The 18108-nt window shown below is 73.0% G+C and carries 15 protein-coding genes; 3 read left to right on the forward strand and 12 right to left on the reverse strand.

Annotated features, from left to right (window positions below; all coding sequences use genetic code 11):
- From WME98_RS26880 to WME98_RS26890, 3 genes are all read right to left on the reverse strand, one after another.
- Positions 1-1818, reverse strand: coding sequence for a dynamin family protein (locus WME98_RS26880; protein WP_437953892.1), 1818 nt, complete (start codon positions 1816-1818; stop codon positions 1-3).
- A 47-nt stretch (positions 1819-1865) separates the two neighbouring features.
- Positions 1866-2759 (reverse strand): M48 family metallopeptidase, encoded by an 894-nt coding sequence (locus tag WME98_RS26885; RefSeq protein WP_437335721.1) that lies wholly within the window; start codon positions 2757-2759, stop codon positions 1866-1868.
- Between the two features lie 162 nt (positions 2760-2921).
- Entirely contained in the window at positions 2922-3941 is a 1020-nt protein-coding gene (locus WME98_RS26890; RefSeq protein WP_437953893.1) for a homoserine kinase, read from the reverse strand.
- A gap of 347 nt (positions 3942-4288) precedes the next feature.
- Here WME98_RS26890 and hflX point away from each other — a divergent pair, with 347 nt between their 5' ends.
- On the forward strand, positions 4289-6154 hold the full coding sequence (gene hflX / locus WME98_RS26895) for a GTPase HflX (protein ID WP_437953894.1): 1866 nt from the start codon (positions 4289-4291) through the stop codon (positions 6152-6154).
- A 45-nt stretch (positions 6155-6199) separates the two neighbouring features.
- Here hflX and WME98_RS26900 read toward each other — a convergent pair whose 3' ends face one another.
- The 8 genes from WME98_RS26900 to WME98_RS26935 form a co-directional block, all read right to left on the reverse strand.
- Entirely contained in the window at positions 6200-7162 is a 963-nt protein-coding gene (locus WME98_RS26900) for a hypothetical protein (protein ID WP_437953895.1), read from the reverse strand.
- A 12-nt stretch (positions 7163-7174) separates the two neighbouring features.
- Positions 7175-8470, reverse strand: a complete 1296-nt coding sequence (locus WME98_RS26905) for a PEGA domain-containing protein (RefSeq protein ID WP_437953896.1) — start codon at positions 8468-8470, stop codon at positions 7175-7177.
- A 148-nt stretch (positions 8471-8618) separates the two neighbouring features.
- A complete protein-coding gene (locus WME98_RS26910) occupies positions 8619-9227 on the reverse strand; it encodes a precorrin-2 dehydrogenase/sirohydrochlorin ferrochelatase family protein (RefSeq protein ID WP_437953897.1) in 609 nt (202 codons plus the stop codon).
- A gap of 86 nt (positions 9228-9313) precedes the next feature.
- Positions 9314-10105, reverse strand: a complete 792-nt coding sequence (locus WME98_RS26915; protein WP_437953898.1) for a hypothetical protein — start codon at positions 10103-10105, stop codon at positions 9314-9316.
- Complete coding sequence (locus WME98_RS26920; protein ID WP_437953899.1) at positions 10102-11718, reverse strand: BamA/TamA family outer membrane protein; 1617 nt, start codon at positions 11716-11718, stop codon at positions 10102-10104. Before WME98_RS26920 ends, WME98_RS26915 begins: the two co-directional genes overlap by 4 nt.
- Positions 11719-11799: 81 nt before the next feature.
- Complete coding sequence (locus WME98_RS26925; protein ID WP_437953900.1) at positions 11800-12702, reverse strand: hypothetical protein; 903 nt, start codon at positions 12700-12702, stop codon at positions 11800-11802.
- A 151-nt stretch (positions 12703-12853) separates the two neighbouring features.
- Entirely contained in the window at positions 12854-13543 is a 690-nt protein-coding gene (gene hisIE, locus WME98_RS26930; RefSeq protein ID WP_437953901.1) for a bifunctional phosphoribosyl-AMP cyclohydrolase/phosphoribosyl-ATP diphosphatase HisIE, read from the reverse strand.
- A gap of 3 nt (positions 13544-13546) precedes the next feature.
- A complete protein-coding gene (locus tag WME98_RS26935) occupies positions 13547-15025 on the reverse strand; it encodes a prolipoprotein diacylglyceryl transferase (protein WP_437953902.1) in 1479 nt (492 codons plus the stop codon).
- Between the two features lie 213 nt (positions 15026-15238).
- Between WME98_RS26935 and WME98_RS26940 the strand changes: the two genes are divergently transcribed.
- Entirely contained in the window at positions 15239-15994 is a 756-nt protein-coding gene (locus tag WME98_RS26940) for a hypothetical protein (RefSeq protein ID WP_437953903.1), read from the forward strand.
- 5 nt (positions 15995-15999) lie between these two features.
- Positions 16000-17589, forward strand: coding sequence for an MXAN_5187 C-terminal domain-containing protein (locus tag WME98_RS26945; protein WP_437953904.1), 1590 nt, complete (start codon positions 16000-16002; stop codon positions 17587-17589).
- 230 nt (positions 17590-17819) lie between these two features.
- Here WME98_RS26945 and WME98_RS26950 read toward each other — a convergent pair whose 3' ends face one another.
- Complete coding sequence (locus WME98_RS26950) at positions 17820-17972, reverse strand: hypothetical protein (protein WP_187345854.1); 153 nt, start codon at positions 17970-17972, stop codon at positions 17820-17822.
- Between the last annotated feature and the right edge of the window lie 136 nt (positions 17973-18108).

Below are 18108 nucleotides of genomic sequence, written 5' to 3' on the forward strand. Positions count from 1 at the left end.
TCAGGCCGAGCCGCCGGGCGCGTTGGGCACGCTGGACACGGGCGGGGGGATCGGCTTGCTCTCGCCGTTCTCGACGGTCCAGAGCGCGCTGCGCAGCCCCTCGAGGCGGGCCGTCAGCGCCTTGAGCGCCTCCGCCTGGTCGTCGCACGCCTTGAGCTGGCTCTCGCCGCTCGGCTCGGCGCGGACCCGCTCCTCGCGGGCCGCCTTGAGCACCTCGATGACCTCCCGGTGGAGCTCCTGGCCGGCCGTGACCACCCACGCGTCGAGGCGGCTCGCGAACTCCTGGATCATCTCGTCGAGCTTCGGCCCGATCCGGGTGGCGGCCTCGCGCAGGGCGATCGGCGCCATCTCCTTCGCCTTCTTGCGGGTCTCGGCCTCGACCTTCTCCTTCACGTACACGGCCAGGACCGGCGCCGCGAGCGCCAGGATCCCGCCGAGCAGGGCGTTCGTGAACATGACGCCGAGGCCGATCGTGAAGAGCGCGAAGACCCCGACGTCGTAGCCGAACGTGTCGACCTCGACGTTCGGCGTCTTCACGTCGCCCCCGAGCGCCTCGCTGACCCGCTTGGCCACGTCGTGCGCGTCCTCGCGGACGAGCGCGATCGTCTTCTCGGCGAGCGTCTCGAGCGCCGTGGCGATCTCCTTCGTCTCGGCCTGCGCCCATTCCGCGAAGGTGCGCTCCAGGAAGGCGCCGAGGTAGACCTTGATCTCGTCGGTGTGGGCCTCGTCGATGATCGCCGGCAGCTGCCGGAGCACGTCGTCGACGAAGCGGTCCAGGTCGCGGCGCACCCACGCGCGGATGGCGCTCACCTCCTCGCGGATGCCGGCGCGCCGCTCCTCGATGGTGCGCGACTGGCCGGCCAGGTCCTTCTCGATCATCTCGATGCGGCGGCTGAGCTCGTCGCGCGACATCGCGGTCGCCCGCCGCCGCGCGTCCACGCCCTTGCCGAGCAGCCGCGCGGACTCCAGGCCCTCGCCGAGCGCGTTGTCGAGGAGGATGCGCCCGCGCTCCTCGGCGAGGAACCGGGTCAGGTGATCGAGCAGCTCCGGCATGCCGCTGCCGGCCCGGTCGCCCTCCAGCGCCCGCTCGCTGGAGATCGGGAACACCACCGGCGATTTCACGAGCTTGCCGAGCTCGCCCCGGATGTAGGCGAGCGCCTCGGCCTCCTCGTCCTGGCTCCAGATGTCGCGCTTCGTCACGACGAAGAGGATCTTGTCGCGGGACTGCCCGAGCAGCTTGTCCTGGAGGAAGACGCGCTCGCTCTCCTTGAGCGGCTGGCCGGCGTCGATGAGGAACAGCACGGCGTCCGACCGCGGGATGTAGCTGTAGGTGATGTCCGCGCGCTGCAGCGAGAGGTCGTTCACCCCGGGGGTGTCGACGAGGACGACGCGCTCGCGCAGGAGCTCGGCCGGGTACCCCACCTCGAGGAACTTCACCTCGCCGGCGCTCGACGAGCGCTCCCCGCCGACGGTGAAGGCCCGCACGTCCTCGAACGGCAGGCCCGCGCGCTCTCCCGACGCGTAGACCACCTCGGCGCGCGGATCGGCCGCGTACTCGAGGTGGTGGATCACCGCCGTCGTGGGCGTCACGCCGACGGGCAGGATCGAGGCGCCGAGCAGGGCGTTCACGAAGGTCGTCTTGCCGTGGTTGAACTCGCCGACCACGACGAGGTGGAACCGATCGGCCTCGAGCTTCTTCACGAGATCGTTCGTGATGCGCGTCGCGACGCTCTTCGCGCCGAGGCTCTCGGCGAACTCCGAGAGCTCCCGGAGCGCCCCGGTCACGTCGTCTTTGCGGCTGTGGAAGGATTCGAGCATGTGCGTTGACCTCGGCCTTGGGTCGGTAGCCAGGAGGAGCGAGCCCCTCAGCCCCAGATCTTGATGACTTCGTGCACCTTCTCGTCGACCTCCTCCATGGAGAGGCCGCCCGAGCCGAGCCCGGCGTGGCGCTGGTAAAGCTCGCTCTCGGCGAAGGCCCGGAGCGCCAGGACGCGCTTCGGCAGCCACGGGTGGCTGGCCGTGAACTCGGCGAACCGGCCGATGCCGCCCTTGCCCTCGTCGTGCTGGGCGATGAACGCCTCGAGGTTCAGCTCCTCGTAGAGCTTGGTCGAGCCGAGCGCGAGCTTGGTGAGCGCGCGCGTCGAGACGTCGAGGCTCTTCGCGCAGAGCAGCCCGGCGCGGTCGCAGGTGACCTCGGCCCGGCGCGACCAGCCGGAGAGCGCGAGCATCGCCGGGCCGACGATCCACTTCACGAAGACCGACGCCATCCGCGTCAGGTAGTGCATCGCGGTCAGATAGACGACGTGGCTGTTGTGGATGTGGCCGCACTCGTGGCCGATGACGCTGAGCAGCTCGTCGTCGGTGAAATGGTCGACGAGCGCCGAGTGCACCATGATGAACGAGTCGTCGTTCGTGCCGTAGGTGGCCGCGTTGAGGGTGGGGCTGTTGACGATGTAGAGCGTCGGGGTCGCGATCCCGAGCGTCTCGGCGCAGTGGACCGCGAGCTTGTGGACGCGCGGGAACTGCGTGGGGCCGACCTTCACGGCGTGGCCGAGGAGCTCGTTCTTGCCGACCGTCTTGAACAGCCGGACCGCGGCGGTCACGGCGAGCTCGACCGGACGCATCTTCTCGAACGCGAGCCGCGTGTTCTTATCGGACACGTAGGCGTACGCGTTGCCAGCGCCGTCCCCGCCGCCCGCGCGCTGGCCCTTCCGTCTCTCGATGAAGCCCTTGAAATCGAGCGTTCCGACCTGTGCCATCCGGCGAAGGTAACGGTCGGGCCGCGGGCGCGCAACGCCGCCCTCGCCCGGCGCCGTGAACTTCACGCAAAATCACGAGGCGACCTTCGCGCACACTCGAATCGGACGCGAGCGGACGAGAGCGGACGAGAGCGGACGCAACGCAGGCGACGGCGGGCGCGATCAGACGCGGAGCAGCGCGAGGAGCCCCTCCGGGCCGAGGCGCTCGAGCGTCCGCTGCCGCGCGAGGAAGCGCCGGAAATCCTTGTAGACGCCGCTGCCCTTCGGGCGGAGCTCGAAGTCGGTGATCCGCGTGATGGAGAACCGCAGCGCCGCGACCAGGCTCTCGTGGAATAGACGGCCGCGCTCCTCGGTTGAGAGCGGCCGCACCGACGTGTAGCCGGCGGCGAGCGCGGCCGCGAGGTCGGGGGCGAGGTCGTCGCCGTAGCACCACGCCAGCATCGTGACGGCGAGATCGAAGGCGGCGCTGCCGCGCGAGGCGCTCTCGAAGTCGAGCAGCGCCGAGATCTCGCCGCCCTGCCAGAGCACGTTGTCGCGGAAGAGATCGCCGTGGATCAGCGTCTCGGGCCCGGGCGCCCGCGGCGCCGCGGCGCGGATCCGCTGGAGCCGGCCGGTGAGCTCGTCCACCGCGGCGGCCACGTCGGGCGGGAGGGCCGCGGCGGCCTCGCCGGTGGGGCGCGCAGGCGCGCGGAGGCCCTGGAGCCGCTGGTCGAGGCTGTCGAGGTCGAACCGGCTCACGTTCGCCCCCTCGAACGACGCGCCGACGAGGTGGACCCGCGCCAGGGCCGCGCCGACGCGTCGGGCCGCGTCCGGCGTGACGCGCGCCTGGCAGAGCGAGTCGCCCGCGACCCACGGGAACAGCGCGACCGGCTTGCCGGCGTGCTCGGCAATGAACGCGGTGTCCTCCGACCCGGACATTCCATCCTGACGGCGGAGCGGCTGCGGCGTGGCCACGCCGCCGGTCGCGAGGTGCGCCAGCATGCGCGCTTCGCGCGAGGCCGCGCCGCGCTGCTGCTCCTCGTAGATGCGCAGGAAGACCTGCCCGCGACCGTCGGCGAGCGCCAGCGCGAAGTTCGAGTTCACGCTCCCGGCGAGGAGGCCGCGCACGTCGGCGACCTCGAGGCCGTAGAGCGCGCCGATGCGGCGGGCATCTGCGAGCGAGAGGGGGGTCAGGATGGCCATCGTGGGCAGCGTTGCCACGGCTCGGCCGCGGCCTCTACAGGAACGTGGAGCCGCGCGCAGGCGGGAGACGCGAAGCGCGGGAACGGGACGCTGGAAGGGGAGATCGAGGCAGCGACGAAGGGGAAGAAGGGGCAACGCGGGGAACGCGCGGGGAGCGGAAGAGCGAGGGGGAGACAGAGGGAGGGGGAGACAGAGGGAGGGGGACACGGGGGAAGAGGACCTGACGGCGACGAGCGATGAGAAGAAAAGAAATTGCTCGACCCGCGTGAGATCCGCGGTGGCCCCGGTGCGGACCGGCCCTGCGTGCGTTATGAATGAGCGGGAGCAACACTCCCTTCAGCTATCGAATGCCCACCCTCTACGGAAACACCACCGGACTCAGCCCCCTCGCCACCAAGACCTTAGAGCGCATCTACCGCCGCAAGGTCCCGCTCGGCAGCATCGCCACGCCCGAGCTCATCAAGGCGCTCGCCGAGGCGTCGCACGAGACGGGGCGCCAGGTCGGCGCCCTGGTCCACCGCTCGGGTGAGATCGACTATGTCGTCGTCGGCGACGCGACCCGGCTGATGCTGCCCGACATCGGACGCCTCCGCGCCGCGCAGGGGCGCTTCAGGGCGCTCCGGCTCGTCCACACGCACCTCTTCAACGAGCCGCTCACGCGGGACGACCTCGTCGACCTGGTCCGCCTCCGGCTCGATCTGGTCGCGGCCGTGCAGCTCTCCCCGCAGGGAGAGCCGCGGACCCTCCAGTACGCGTACAACGTGCCGGTCCACGGGAAGGAAGCGGTCACGGTGACCGTGGACGACGAGGGCGGCGACGATCGCGGGAAGGCGGAGCTGCCGTACCGGACCGTGGGCCCCGTCGCGGTCGGCCGCCTCGACGTCGATTTCGGCGCGCTCATCCAGGCGCTCGAGGACGAGTTCGCGAAGCGATCGCGCACGCGATCGGTCGCGGCCAAGGACGGCCGGGCGATCCTCGTGCACGTCGCCGAGAAGGGCAAGGCGGGCGCGCTCGCGCGGGCCGAGGAGAGCCTGCGCGAGCTGACCGACCTCGCCGGGACCGCCGGCGTCGACGTCGCGGACACGGTCCTCCAGCTGCGCGACCGCATCGATCCGCGGCTCGTGCTCGGCAAGGGGAAGCTCGACGAGGTCGTGCTGCGCGCCTCGGAGCTCGACGCGGAGACGCTGGTCTTCGACCGGGATCTCACCCCGTCGCAGGCGTCGGCGATCGCGAAGCACACGGACCTCAAGGTGCTCGACCGGACGCAGCTCATCCTCGACATCTTCGCCCAGCGCGCGGAGTCGTCGGACGGCAAGCTCCAGGTCGAGCTCGCCCAGCTGAAGTACACGCTCCCGCGCCTCGGGCAGAAGGACGACTCCCTGTCCCGCTTGACCGGCGGCATCGGGGGGCGCGGTCCCGGCGAGACGAAGCTCGAGATCGGGCGCCGCCGCGCGAAGGAGCGCGTCAGCTTCCTGGAGGCGCAGCTGAAGCGGCTCTCCCGGCAGCGCGAGCAGCGCCGCCGGCGCCGCGCCCGGCTCGGCGTGCCGGTGGTCTCGATCGTGGGCTACACGAACGCCGGCAAGAGCACGCTGCTGAACACGCTGACCGGCGCCGACGTGCTCGCCGAGAACAAGCTGTTCGCGACGCTCGACACCCGCTCGAGGCGGCTGCGCTTCCCCGAGGAGCGCGAGGTGGTGATCACCGACACGGTCGGCTTCATCCGGGAGCTCCCGAAGGACCTGTTCGCCGCCTTCCGGGCGACGTTCGAGGAGGCCGCCGACGCCGATCTCCTGCTCCACGTCGTCGACGCGAGCGATCCCGCGCGCGATCAGCACATCGAGACGACCGAGGCGCTCTTGACCGAGCTCGATCTCATCGGCATCCCCCGCATCCTGGTGTTCAACAAGGCGGACCTGATCGCCCCGGAGGAGGGGCGGCGGCTGCTGCTCGGGCACCCGGACGCGGTGCTCCTGTCCGCCACGGACCGGGAGACGACGCGGGAGCTGCTCGCGAAGCTGGCGGATCGGCTCAAGAGCCGCTGGGAGGAGGCCGCGACGGTGCCCGCCTACGAGGTGGAGGCCGAGCGCGGCGATCTGGAGGAGGACGGCGGCCTGTTCGACGGGGAAGCCGAGTCGATGACGGTGCTCGGCCCGCCCTCCGGCGCCGAGGCCGAGGCGATCAGCGCGCGCGCGCGAGGGACGTTCGGGGCGTGAGCTCCGCCGGGCTCCGCGGGGAGCCCGGCGGGAGCCGGAGAGAGCTCAGGGATCCGGGGTCTCGATCTCGTCGCAGGCCTTGATGGCGCTGATGGTGATGCAGTTGCCGCTGGCGCACTCCTCGTCCGTGGTGCACCGCTGGCCTTCGGCCAGCTTGCAGGCGCCCTCGCCGTCGCAGACGTTGACGTCGCTGCAGTCCATCCCGTCGTCGGCGCCGAGCGGGACGTTCGAGCACGTGCCCGCCGAGCCCTCGATGTTGCAGGCCTGGCAGGGCGAGTCGCAGGCGGTGTCGCAGCAGACGCCGTCGACGCAGCTCCCGCTGCCGCAGTCGGTCGCGTCCGTGCATTCCTGACCGTTCGCGGCCTTGCACTCGCCCGCGGCGTCGCACGCCTGGTCGTCCTCGCAGCCGAGGCCCGTCGCGCCCGCCGGAGCCAGCGAGCAGGTCCCCTCGCCCGCATCGCAGACGTGGCACTTGGCGCACTGCGTGTCCTCCGAGCACTCGGCGAAGCACGCGTTCTCGTCCGGATCGCAGGCGAACGTCTCGCACGACGTCTCCTCGCCGGGCGCGCAGTCCACGCTCGTCCCGTCGCAGGTGCCGCGGGCCGTCTGGACGCCCTCGGAGCACGTCGCCTCGCCGCACTCGGACTCGGCCTTCGAGGCGCCGCACGAGCCGTCCTCTTCCCCCGACTCCTTGAGATCGGCGGTGCAGGCATCGCACTCCGCGTCGCACGCGGTGTTGCAGCAGACGCCGTCGGCGCAGAAGCCGCTCGCGCAGTCCTCTTTCGCCGTGCACGCCTTGGCGAGCTCGCACTGCGGGCAGGTGGAGCCGCCGCAGTCGATGTCGGTCTCGTCGCCGTTCTTCGTGCCGTCAGCACACCCGTCGGTGACGCCGTCGTCCCCGGGGATGCGCGAGCGGTCGACCGTGGCGATGAGCTCACAGCCCATCCCGAGCGTCGAGAGCGCGCCGGCGCAGAGCGCGATCGCGAAAAGGTACTGGTTCTTCCACATGGTGTAGTCCCCTTAGAAGGTAAACCGCGCGGCGGCGCCGCCGCCTGTCGGGCTGACGTACGGAGTGACGAACGCCCTCTTCTTCGAGCTCGAAGCAGCGGCCTTCGGCTCGGCCGGCGCGTCATCGGTGAGGAGCAGGACCGCGCCGGTGACGCCGAACGTGAGCGCCACCGCGAAGGACATGTCCGAGATCAGCGCGAAGCGGTCGACGCGATCCGCGTTCTTCGTCGTCGGCTGCTCGTCGAAGTCGCCCTTCGCGCCGAGCGCCTGGATGCCGAAGATCGTCCCGACCACGACGCCGGCGCCGGCGAGCCCGAGGGTCACGTAGGCCGGCACCGGGGAGCGCGGCTCGGTCGCCGGCGCGGGCGGCGGCGGCTGCGCCGGGGGCACCTCGGCGGCCGGCGGCGGAGCCGGGGGCTGCGCCGGCGTCGCGGCGACCGGCTCCTGCGGCTTGGGCGTCAGCGTCACGCTGACCTCGCGCGCCTCGGCGAAGGTGACCTCGAGCTCCTGGCTCGAGTCGATGAACCCCTCGGCCGAGACGGTAAGGGTGTGCTTGCCGGGCGGGACCGAGAGCTCGGTGCCCGTCTGGGCCACGCCGTCGATCGCGATCTTGAGGCCCGGCGGCGCCTCCGGAGCGGTCGCGACCTTCACCTTGGCCGGCGTCTTCTTCAGGGCCTCGACGCGCCCCTGCGCCTCGGTGATCTTGTCCTTGAACTTCTCCGCGTCCGGCTTCGAGTCGAGGAACGCCTGCCACGCCGCGACCGCCTCGGTCGCGAGCCCCTGCTTGTCGAGCGCGAGGGCGAGCTTGTACTTCGGCGCGGCGCCGGGCACGTGCTCGTCCGCCTGGCGGTACAGGTCGGCCGCGACGGCGTACTCGCCCTTCTCGAACCTGGCCTCGGCCTCCTTGTAGAGCTTCTTCGCCTCGTCCTTCTTCTGCTTCTCCGTCAGCGGCTTCTTCGGCTTGGTGGTGGTCACCTTCGCCGCGGGCTCGGCGGTCTTTCCGGGCGCTGCCGTCGCGGGCGTACCGACGGCGGGCGGCGTGGCGCCAGCGGCGGGCGGCGTGGCGCCAGCGGCGGGCGGCGTGGCGCTGGCCGGCGCCTGCGCCGCGGCGGCGGGCTTCGCAGGACCCGGCGTCGGCGCGGCCGCGGCGGGCGCCTGCGCGGCCGCGACGGGCGCCTGCGCGGCCGGCTTGCCCGCCGGGGGCGGCGCCGTCTGCGCAGATACCGGACTGACGTTCGTCAGCGTCAGGAGCCCAGAGACCATCGCCGCCGAGGTCAACATCGTCAGCCGGCCCGATCGTGAACGCATACCGTAAGCCCTCCTCCGCGGATAGTGTCGCGTGGGCGCCCACTTAAGCCTTGAAGGCCGCTCTACACAAGGGTTTTCGCGTCCGTCGGGGTCGCGCGCGCCCCCTCGTTCGCGGCGCCCCCCGCTCTGCCTGCGGCATCTCCGGACATCAAGGCTCGTCGCCTCGCTCCAGCCACGCAGGGAACCGCAGCCTCGCCTCCAGCCCGAAGCCCGAGGTGGCCTTCCGCATGCGCGCGGCCCGTTCGGCGCCCCGCGGGAGGCTCTCGCGGAGCCGCCGCAGCGCCTCGATGTAGCGCGCGAACCGGGGATCCGAGAAGAGCGCGCCGAGATCCTCCCGGATGCGCCGTATCGTCCCCGGGCTGACGCCGTGGCTGCTGAAGCTCATGGTCAGTCCGGAGGCGGAGACCACCGAAGGGTTGACGAAGTTCGACACCTCCGGGCGATCCAGCGTGCAGACGAGTCGTCCGGCGTCCGCGAGCTCGCGATGGAGTCGCCGCGAGAGCGCGTCGTCGCCCGGCGCGAGGAACACGATCGCCGCGCCGGCGAGGTCGCCGTCCGCGAACGGCCGCCGGTGCAGCTCGAGCCGCCCTTCCTGGCCGGCGCGTTCGATCGACGCGTCGACCTGCCCCGGCGCCACGACGGAGACGCGGGCGCCCGCCGAGAGGAGCCGCTCCACGGTGTAGGGGACCTCGCCGTCGGCGCCGATGACGAGGGCCCGCCGGCCGTTGAGGTCGAGCGCGATGGGGAAGAGGCGCATGGGGGTGGAGTAGACACGAACCGGGGGCGGCCGCGCAGCGATTGTCGAGCGCCGGACGCCGCGGCGGCGGGCAAGCTCGGCGCGCCTCAGCGGGTCGGGGGGCTCTGGGGCGGCGGGGGAGGGCTCGGCGGCGGAGCCGGCGGGAGGAAGGCCTGCGTGCGGAACGCGAGCCTCCGGTCGGCGTTGCCGATGCGCGTCACGAACAGGCCGACGAAGGAGCCGAACAGCGAGTCGCCGGGCCCGATCGCGGTGGAGCCGGGCGGACGCGTGACCCACCGCTTGATGCGATCGAGCATCTCGGCGCTCATGGGGTTCACCTCGACGAGCACGGCCACGAAATAGCGGTTGCCGTCGCGGACGAGCGACCGCTCCACGAGCGGCAGCCTCCGGGCCTCGGCGCAGTTGCGGAGCACGCCCTCCACGTTGACCGCGACCGTGCTCGACTGACCTCCGGCCTGGATCAGCTGGATCCGGAACACCTCGTCCCAGAGGTCGTAGACGATCCGGCAGCTCTTGGCGGCGAGCGCGACCGGGTTGCCCCCGCTCTCGTGGAAGAGATAGCCGCGCATCGTGATGACGGTCGGCAGCCCGCTGAGCAGCTTCTTCGAGATCTCGCCGTCGACCACGTCGCGGAAGCCGACGGTGAGCTGCACGATCGTCTTGTCGAGCGAGAGGCTCGCCACGCGCGTGGGCAGCGCGGCCGGCGTGCCGAGCGCCTGCTGCGCGTCCGCGTCGTCGATCTCCTTCGTCTCCTGCCGGTCGCCCGCGCCGCCGGGCCGCTCCTGGGCCGCCGCCGGACCCGCGCCCAGGGAGAGCGCGGCGAGCAGCGCGATCGAGCGCCAGCGCGCCGCGCCGCGGCCTGCGCCCGGGCAGGTCATTTCCGCTCACCGCGCCGCGCCGGGATCAGCCCGAGCAGGTTCGAGAAGGCGAGCGTCACGCCGCCGACCGCCGTGTCGACCCGCAGACCGAGGTTGTACGTGATGTCCACGGGCACGCGGGCGAGGCCCTCGTACCCGGTCGGCGGGTCGGTGAACTCGCGGCGGGTCGCGAGCCCGTACAGGCCTGCGGCGCCGAAGAAGTCGACGCCGTAGATCGAGCCGCGGCCGGCGTAGACCGGGATCCGGTACTCCGCCTCGAGCTTCGCGGCGAAGTCCCCGTACCGGACCTCGATGATGTCCGTGCTGAGGAAGTTCGGCGGCTGCCTGCGATCGGGGGCGAGGTCGAGCAGCCGATCCGGCAGGAGGTCGGTGAGGTCGCCCACGTAGAATTTCTCGAAGAAGGGGGCGTCCCCGGCGACGGCGCCGGCGAACGCCTCGACGCGGAGCACGTGCCGCATCGGGAGGCGGAACCAGCGTTGCGCGGCGAACTCGAACTTCTGGTAGCCGTAGTCGCTGCCGAACGGCGGGACGCCCACCGTGACCGCGACGGAGGCGAGCGTGCCCTGCGTCGTCAGGAACGGCGCGTCGCGCGTGTCGTAGTCGATCGCGGCGCGCAGCGACGAGAGCACCGTCCTGCCGCCCAGGATGTCGAAATCGATGGGCTCGCGGCGGTCTCCGCGCATGTGCGAGGCGACCGTGGGCACCGTCGCGTCGATCTGCTCGAGGTGGTAGTCGAGCGACAGCTGCAAGGAGGAGGAGACGTCGTGGCCCGTGCCGAGCGTCGCGCCGAACCGCTTGTAGGCGACGACCGCGTAGCCCGTGACCTCCCGCTGCTCGAGCAGGGGGGACTCGAACGAGACGTCCCGGTTGCCAAAGAAGTCGCGCGCGTCGTTGTAGAGCACCGTCACCGCGGCCGACCAGCGGGTCCCGACGAACGCGGGATCGACGAAGCGGGTCCTCAGGGCGAGCTGGTCCGCCGCGAGGCCGACGCCGGCGCCGAGCGTGATCCCGGTCCCCGCGAGGTTGGTCTCGGCGACCTGCACGCCGGTGAACGCGGAGAGCGGCCGCGCATTGCCCGCCGTGTCCTCGTCGGCCGCGATGCCGAGCCAGAGGTCCTGCACGACGAACGTGTTGCGCTCGACCACGTCGATCACGAGCGTCGCGCTCCCGCGCTCGGCCCCTTTGCGGAGCGACAGCCCGACCGAGGCGAAGAACCCGGTCCCGAGGAGGCGGTAGCGCGTGAGCTCGATCTCCGGATCCTCGACGTCGAGCACGCCGCCCGCGCGAAACCTGACGTAGCGGAGGATCACGCGCGCGGCGGTCCGCACGTTGCCTCGGATCTCGATGCCGTCGAGGGTGTACCGGACCCGGTGCCGCTCCTGCGGCGTCGCGCCGGCGGACAGCCCTGCCGCGCGGTGGCGCGCCGCGCGAGGCGTCGGCTCGGGCGCCGCGGGCCGCGCGCCGGCGGCCGCCTCCGCGCCCTGGCCGAGCGCAGGGCCCGAGCGCGACGCCACGAGCAGCGCGCTACAGAGCGCGAGGAGCGCGCGGCGGAGCACAGGGGGCAGGGGGATGGCCGGGGAGCGTGACGTGCCCCGGAATCGAGGAGGGTTCACAGGAGCGCTGCGACACCGCCGGAGCCAGCTGCGACGTCAGCGACGCACCCTTCGACGACGCATCGCTCAGCGGGGCACCGTTCAACGGCGCACCATAGCACGGCCTCCTGCTCCGCCGGCGGGATCGGCCGCGTCGAGCTCGGCGAGCGACGCGGCGTCCGCGGCGTCGTCGCCGGGAGGGGCCTCGGGCGACGGCGCCCCGCGGCGGATCCGCGCCGCGGCGGGCGCGCGCTGCTGCCGCCGCGGCTCGCGCGAGATCGGGGCGGCCTCGGTGCGCTCCGCCAGCGTGAGCAGATCCAGCCGGGCCGGCGTCGGCTCGATCAGGTGATCGGCCGCGGAGCGCAGCAGCGACCGGACCTCGTCCCGGACGCCGGCGTCGCGCGTCCAGCGCGCGCCGGCGCTCGCGGCGATGGCGCGGGCCAGGAGGAGCTCCGCGCGGCCGCGCACGTCCGCGGGGATCCAGTCGGCGATGAGCGGATCGGCGAGCATGGAGAGCGTCCTGCGCAGCGCGGCGACGCGGCGAGGGCCGAACCGCTCCGGCGCGCGCGCCGCCTGGCGCGCGAGGCGCAATGCGCTGCGGAGCGCGCGCCTCGCCGCCCTGCCGACCACGGCGCCGCGCACGGTGAGCCGCTCGCGCGGCGCATCGAGGGCGCGCAGCACCGCGGCCAGCGAGAGACCTCCCGCGATCACGAGCGCCACCGTCGCGGCGGTCGCACCGACGCCGCTCAGCGTGAAGCCGCCGGTCGCCGCGACGAAGGCGCAGGCGGCCACCAGCGAGAGCCCCAGCGAGCCCAGCGCGCCTGCCGCGTGCGACCGCCAGCGGAAGGAGCCGCCCTCGCCCTGGATCAGCCGCGCGTAGCCATCGGGCGCGATGAGCCTCCCGCCGCTCGGGATGAGGCCCACCATCGCTCGCCGCGCCGCGCGCCCGAGCCCGACCTCCAGCGGGCCGAGCTCGACGCCGGGCGGCTCACGGAACGGGCTCACGCCTCCAGGATAGCCCATCCCTCGCCGGCGCGGAGGGCGCGCCGCGGCGCAGCGGCGACGGCGGATGCGCCCGCTTTTCACGGCCTATACGCTCGGCGCGCGAAGAGCATCGCCGCCTGCAGCCTCGCCGCCGCCCTGAGGCGGCGGCCCGTCACGGCGCTCCCGCCCGGTCCTTCTGCGCCCGCTGCGCCTTCTCGACGAGGCCGCTCGTGCCCATGCGCGCCGCGAGCGCGGCGAGGACCGCGCGCAGCGGGACGCCGCGCGACGCGATGCCGACCAGCAGGTGGTAGATGACGTCTGCCGCCTCCGACGCGACGCGATCGTCGCTCTCCCCGGCGATCGCCTGCGCGAGCTCGTCGGCCTCCTCGCGCAGCTTCGCGCCGATGAGCGGCGCGCCGCCGTCGAGCAGCTTGCGGGTGTAGCTCTTCGTCGCCGACGACGCCTTGCGCGCCTCGATCTCCCGCTCGATCGACTCGAGCACCGCGGACGCGTCCTGCCCCTCGTCGGCGGCCTCCGGCTCTTCGTCGCCGCGGGCCTCGACCTGCCGGAAGAAGCAGCTCGCGCTGCCCGTGTGGCACGTCGGGCCGCGCGGCTCCGCGAGCACGAGGAGCGCATCCCCGTCGCAATCGGCGTGAATGCTCGTGACCGCGAGCGTGTTGCCGCTCGTCGCCCCCTTCTCCCAGAGCTCGCCGCGCGATCGGCTGAAGAAGGTGGCGCGCCCCGTCTCCAGCGTCCGGGCGAGCGACTCGCGCGTCATGTACGCGAGCATCCGGACCTGTCCAGTCAACCGATCCTGCACGACGGCCGGAATGAGCTTGCCCTCTCCGAATGCGATTTTCACAGCCTATGCCTCTCCGGTGGTGTCGGGCGCCTCGGCAGCGGCGCCGCGTTCGCGGGCCGTCGCCCGGCCTCCGTCCTTCGCGCTGCCGCGCTTTCCCCGCGACGGCTCGTCGCCGGCCTTCGCCTTCGCGCCGCGCTTCTCGCTCGGCGCGCCCTCCTCGTCGTCTCCGTCGCCCGGCGCGTCGTCCTCGTCCTCGTCTTCGTCGTCGCCCTCGTCGTCGGCGGCGGGCTGGCTCTGCGGGAGGTTGAGCGCCATCGCCTGCTCCGGGTGGTCGAGGGCGGCCTTGTAGTAGATCGCGAACGCGATCGACGCGGCGAGCCCGGTCGCCAGCGCGACCGCCTGGGAGGTCGAGTACTGGAGCGCCGTGGACGCGCCGAACGTCTCGGGCTTGAGGGCGAGGTACAGGGCGACCGCGGGGACGAAGGCGAGCGCCTGCGTCACCTTGCGCGCCACGTCGTTGCGGACGACGCGGGAGAACCCGATCGCGTACCCCACGGCGAAGACGAGCAGGCCGGCGGGGAGCAGCACGTGCTCCGGGAGCGTCGGCGGGATCGAGCCGCGCTCCGCGTCGTCCCGCAGGAGCTCGAGCAGGTAGCGGCAGACGCCGTAGGAGAACGTGAAGAGCAGGAAGATCTCGCCGCGGAACCTCTGCCGCCGTCGCGCGAGGAGCAGGAGCGCGAGCAGCCCCGCGCCGACGAGGGACTCGTAGATCTGCGTCGGGTGCACGGCGAGCGACGCCTCGGAGGTCGGATCCAGCCCGCGCTCCTTGACGTGCTGCACCCACGCCGGGGACCCGCTGCCGTGGTCCAGCGTGCCCTCGGCCCAGTGGGGGAAGGTGCCGAGCTTCTTCAGCCAGGCGGGCGCCGTCTCGCTGAGCGGCCGGCCGAAGTCGCAGCCGAAGAGGTAGCAGCCGATGCGCGTGATCATGAGGCCCGAGGCGAGGCTCGGGACGGCGACGTCGGCCCAGGGGAGCAGCGGGAGCCGGTGGGACCGCAGGAACAGGTACGAGCCCAGGAAGCCGCCCAGGAACCCACCGTACGCCACGAGCCCCCCGCGGCGGATGTCGAACATCGCGCCGAACGAGTCGAACTCGTCGAGGTTCGTGAGGATGTAGAGCACGCGCGAGCCGAGGACCGCGGCGAGCGCGGTGACGACGTAGCAGTTCGCCATCGTCTCCTTCGGCAGGCCGTCGCGCTCCGCGAGCCCGAGCGTCAGGTACCAGCCGACGACGAGCGAGAGGCCGAGCATGACCCCGTAGCTGTAGATGGGGATCGGACCCAGCGTGTAGGTCTGCTCCTTGAACTGGGACGCGAGCACGGCGAGCACGACGCCCGCGACGCCCGCCGCAGCGGCGCCTGGCTTGTTCTTGCCGATGAGCAGCCCGATCGCGCCCGCGAAGGCGATGCCCGCAGCGATCAGGAAGACCCAGAGCAGGGGCACGGTCCAGACGGGCAGCGGGACGCGGAACAGGATGGGATGCATGGCGCCTCTCCTTACGCCCGGGATTGGAGCCCATCAAGCGCCGTCTCTCGGGTATGACGCGGCGAGCCAAGGCGCTTTCCGTTGCTGGTCCGGCCGCGTCGGGCGCTCGCCATGCGCCCGGGCTGGCAGCGCGGCGGAGGCTCGACTCCCTTCCGGCGATGGCGTCCGCCAGCGGCCTCGAAGTCCGCGCGCACCGCTGCTAGCATCGATTCCGTGCTCTCTGGCCGTGCCACCGTCAGCGTGTTCGCCGTGCCTTCGCTGCTCGTGAGCGCGTCGTGCGTGCCCGAGGGGCCGGCCACCGGCGACATGAGCGCGCGGCCAGCCGGGACGGTCGCTGCCTCGGCCTCCGCGTCGGTCGCCGCGGGCGGCGTTCAGGGAGCGCAGCGCGCGGGGGTGTTCGAGGACGATTTCGATCGGGCGGCGCTCGGCCCCGACTGGAACGCCCTCAGCCCCAAGTGGAAGATCGAGGAGGGGCGGCTCTGCGTCCGCGGCGCGAGGAACCGCGGCGCGTGGTTGAGACGGCCGCTGCCCGAGAACGCCCGGATCGAGTTCGACGCCATCGCCGAGGCCCCCGACGGCGATCTCAAGGTGGAGCTCTGGGGCGATGGACGGAGCGGAGCGACGGCGGCGAGCTACACGAACGCGACGAGCTACCTCGTGATCCTCGGCGGATGGAAGAACACGAAGCACGTGCTCGCCCGGCTCGACGAGCACGGCGCAGATCGCCTCGAGATCGACGTGGATCCGGACAGCGACGACGAGCGCGCGCGCCCGGTCGCGCCGGGGCAGCCGTACCGCTTCCGGATCGAGCGCCGCGACGGCAGGACGCTCTCCTGGTCGGTCGACGGCGTCGACTACTTGGAGCTCAGCGATCCCGCGCCGCTCGCCGGCCCTGGGCACGAGCACCTGGGCTTCAACGACTGGGATGCGCCAGTCTGCTTCGACAACCTGCGCATCACGCCCCTCTAGCCGCGATGGAATCGAGCGAGGTCGAACGGGAGCTTGAGGAGCTGGAGACGCGCATCGAGCGGCTGCGCGCGCTGTACGAGCAGTACTTCATGGGGATCGAGCGGCTCGAGCCGCTCATCCCGCGCAAGGACGTGGAGCGCCGCATCTGGGTGATGCGGCGGGAGCAGATCAGGAACACCGGGCTCCGGTTCAAGTTCCAGATGCTGTTCCAGCGCTACAACACGTTCCAGCAGTACTGGGGCCGGATCGCGCGCGAGATCGAGAACGGGACGTACCGTCGCGACGTCATCCGCGCAGCGAAGCGGGTCGGAACGAAGGAGGCGCTCACGATCGTCGGCCGGAAGCGGGCGGAGCGCTACGCGGAGCTCGCCGAGCAGCAGGCGGCGCGCGAGACAGCCCGCCGCGACGACACCGGCGACCACGAGGAGATCGACGTCGACGACGAGGCGGTCACGCTGGCGCCCCCGCCGCTGCCCGCCGCGTCGCCGTCGCGCAAGCAGCCGCCGGTCGAGCTGGCCGCCGAGGAGGCCCCGCCGCGCGAGCCCGCCGCGCCGCCGATCGCACCGCCGGAGGCCGCGGCGCCCGCCGGCCCGCAGGTGCGCCCCGCCCTGGTGCCGCCCGCCACGCCGCAGGCGGCGGCGGCCGTGAAGCCGGCTCCGCTGGGCGGCTTGCCCCGGGGGCTCGGCCTGACCAGGCCCCAGCAGAAGCCGCCGGAGATCAAGCCGGCCGAGGCGAAGCCGGCCGAAGCAAAGCCGACCGAGGCAGCTCCAGCGGGGGTGAGGACCTCCGCGCGCCCTGCCGCCGACCGCGCCCCGCCCGCGGCGGGCACCGCCAACCGCCAGCGGCTGGCCGAGCTCGCGGCGGAGATGCGCGCTCAGCGCGCGCAGAGCGCCAAGACCGGCGACGCGGCGGCGGCCGCGGCCGGGTCTCCCGGGGCCCTGACGGACGTCGCGCCCGAGCCGCCGCCTGCTCCGCCGAAGCGACCGCCGCCTCCGCTCCCCGTCCGATCTCCGCTGAGCGCCGCGGCCGCGCCGGCAGCCGCAGCGCCGCCGGCCGCATCGGCTCCGGGCGCCGCGAAGGCGCCGGCCGCCGCAGCGCCGCCAGCCGCAGCGCCGGCGGCCACCGCGGCGGCGGCCGGCGAGGCAAAGGGCGCTGGAGCGAGGCGGCAGGACCGCGTGCACTCGGAGCGACCGCCGCCGAGCCGGCGCCGCCGCTCCACCGCGCCGCCCGCGGCGGACACGGGTACGGCGAGCGGCGGAGCGCGGCACGCGGCGCCGCGCGCCTCCTCGCGTCCGCCGGAAGCCGCGCGCGCCGGCCTGGACGCCGCGACGCGCCCTCGGCCCGGGCCGCCCCCGCAGCGGTCGGCCGCGCGCGACGACGAGCTCCCGGAGCAACGGCTGCGCCAGATCTACGCGAAGTACGTCGAGACCAAGCGCGCCGCGCGGGAGTCGACGGCCGGCGTCACCTACGAACGCCTCGCCGAGAGCCTCCGCGCGCAGGCGGCGAAGCTGCGCGCGACGAACCCGGCCAAGTCGGTGGATTACGACGTCGTCGTCAAGGACGGCAAGACGCTGCTGAAGCCGATCCTGAAGTAGCCGGTCGCCATCGCCCAGCCGGGCTCCGCCGGCGCGGGTCCAGGCGGCCCCGAGGGCGCGGGCCGCCAAGGCGGGCGCTGGCGCGCGCGCGCGAATGCCACCGCGGCGAGCTCCTGGAGCTCGAGCGCGCCGGGTCGTGCCCGGCGCGCCGGGTCGTGCCCGGCGCGCCGGGTCGCTCCGGAAGCGCTCGCTACGTCTGGTGGCGGGGTGGATGAGGTGGTTGTGGCCGATCAGTGGTGCGCGACGCGGCGCCACAGCTGCGGCAGTCGCTGGACCTGCGCCGGAACCCCGGCCTCCTCCTCGACGAAGAGGATCGCACAGGCCGTACGGTCGGCTTCGCGCATCCGCGCGCATAAGTCGGCCAGGTCGTCGTCGGCGTCCACGACGTCGGCCTCGGCCGGCTGACAGCCGCCCGTAACGTATCGGACGTTGTCAAGGGCGATCCATCGCCCAGCAAACTCTTCGGATCGACATATGTCGCGCCAGGTCATTCGAGGCGCGGCCAAACGAATCTTACTG

Source organism: Sorangium sp. So ce296 (assembly GCF_051529605.1).
Taxonomy (GTDB): domain Bacteria; phylum Myxococcota_A; class Polyangia; order Polyangiales; family Polyangiaceae; genus Sorangium; species Sorangium cellulosum_D.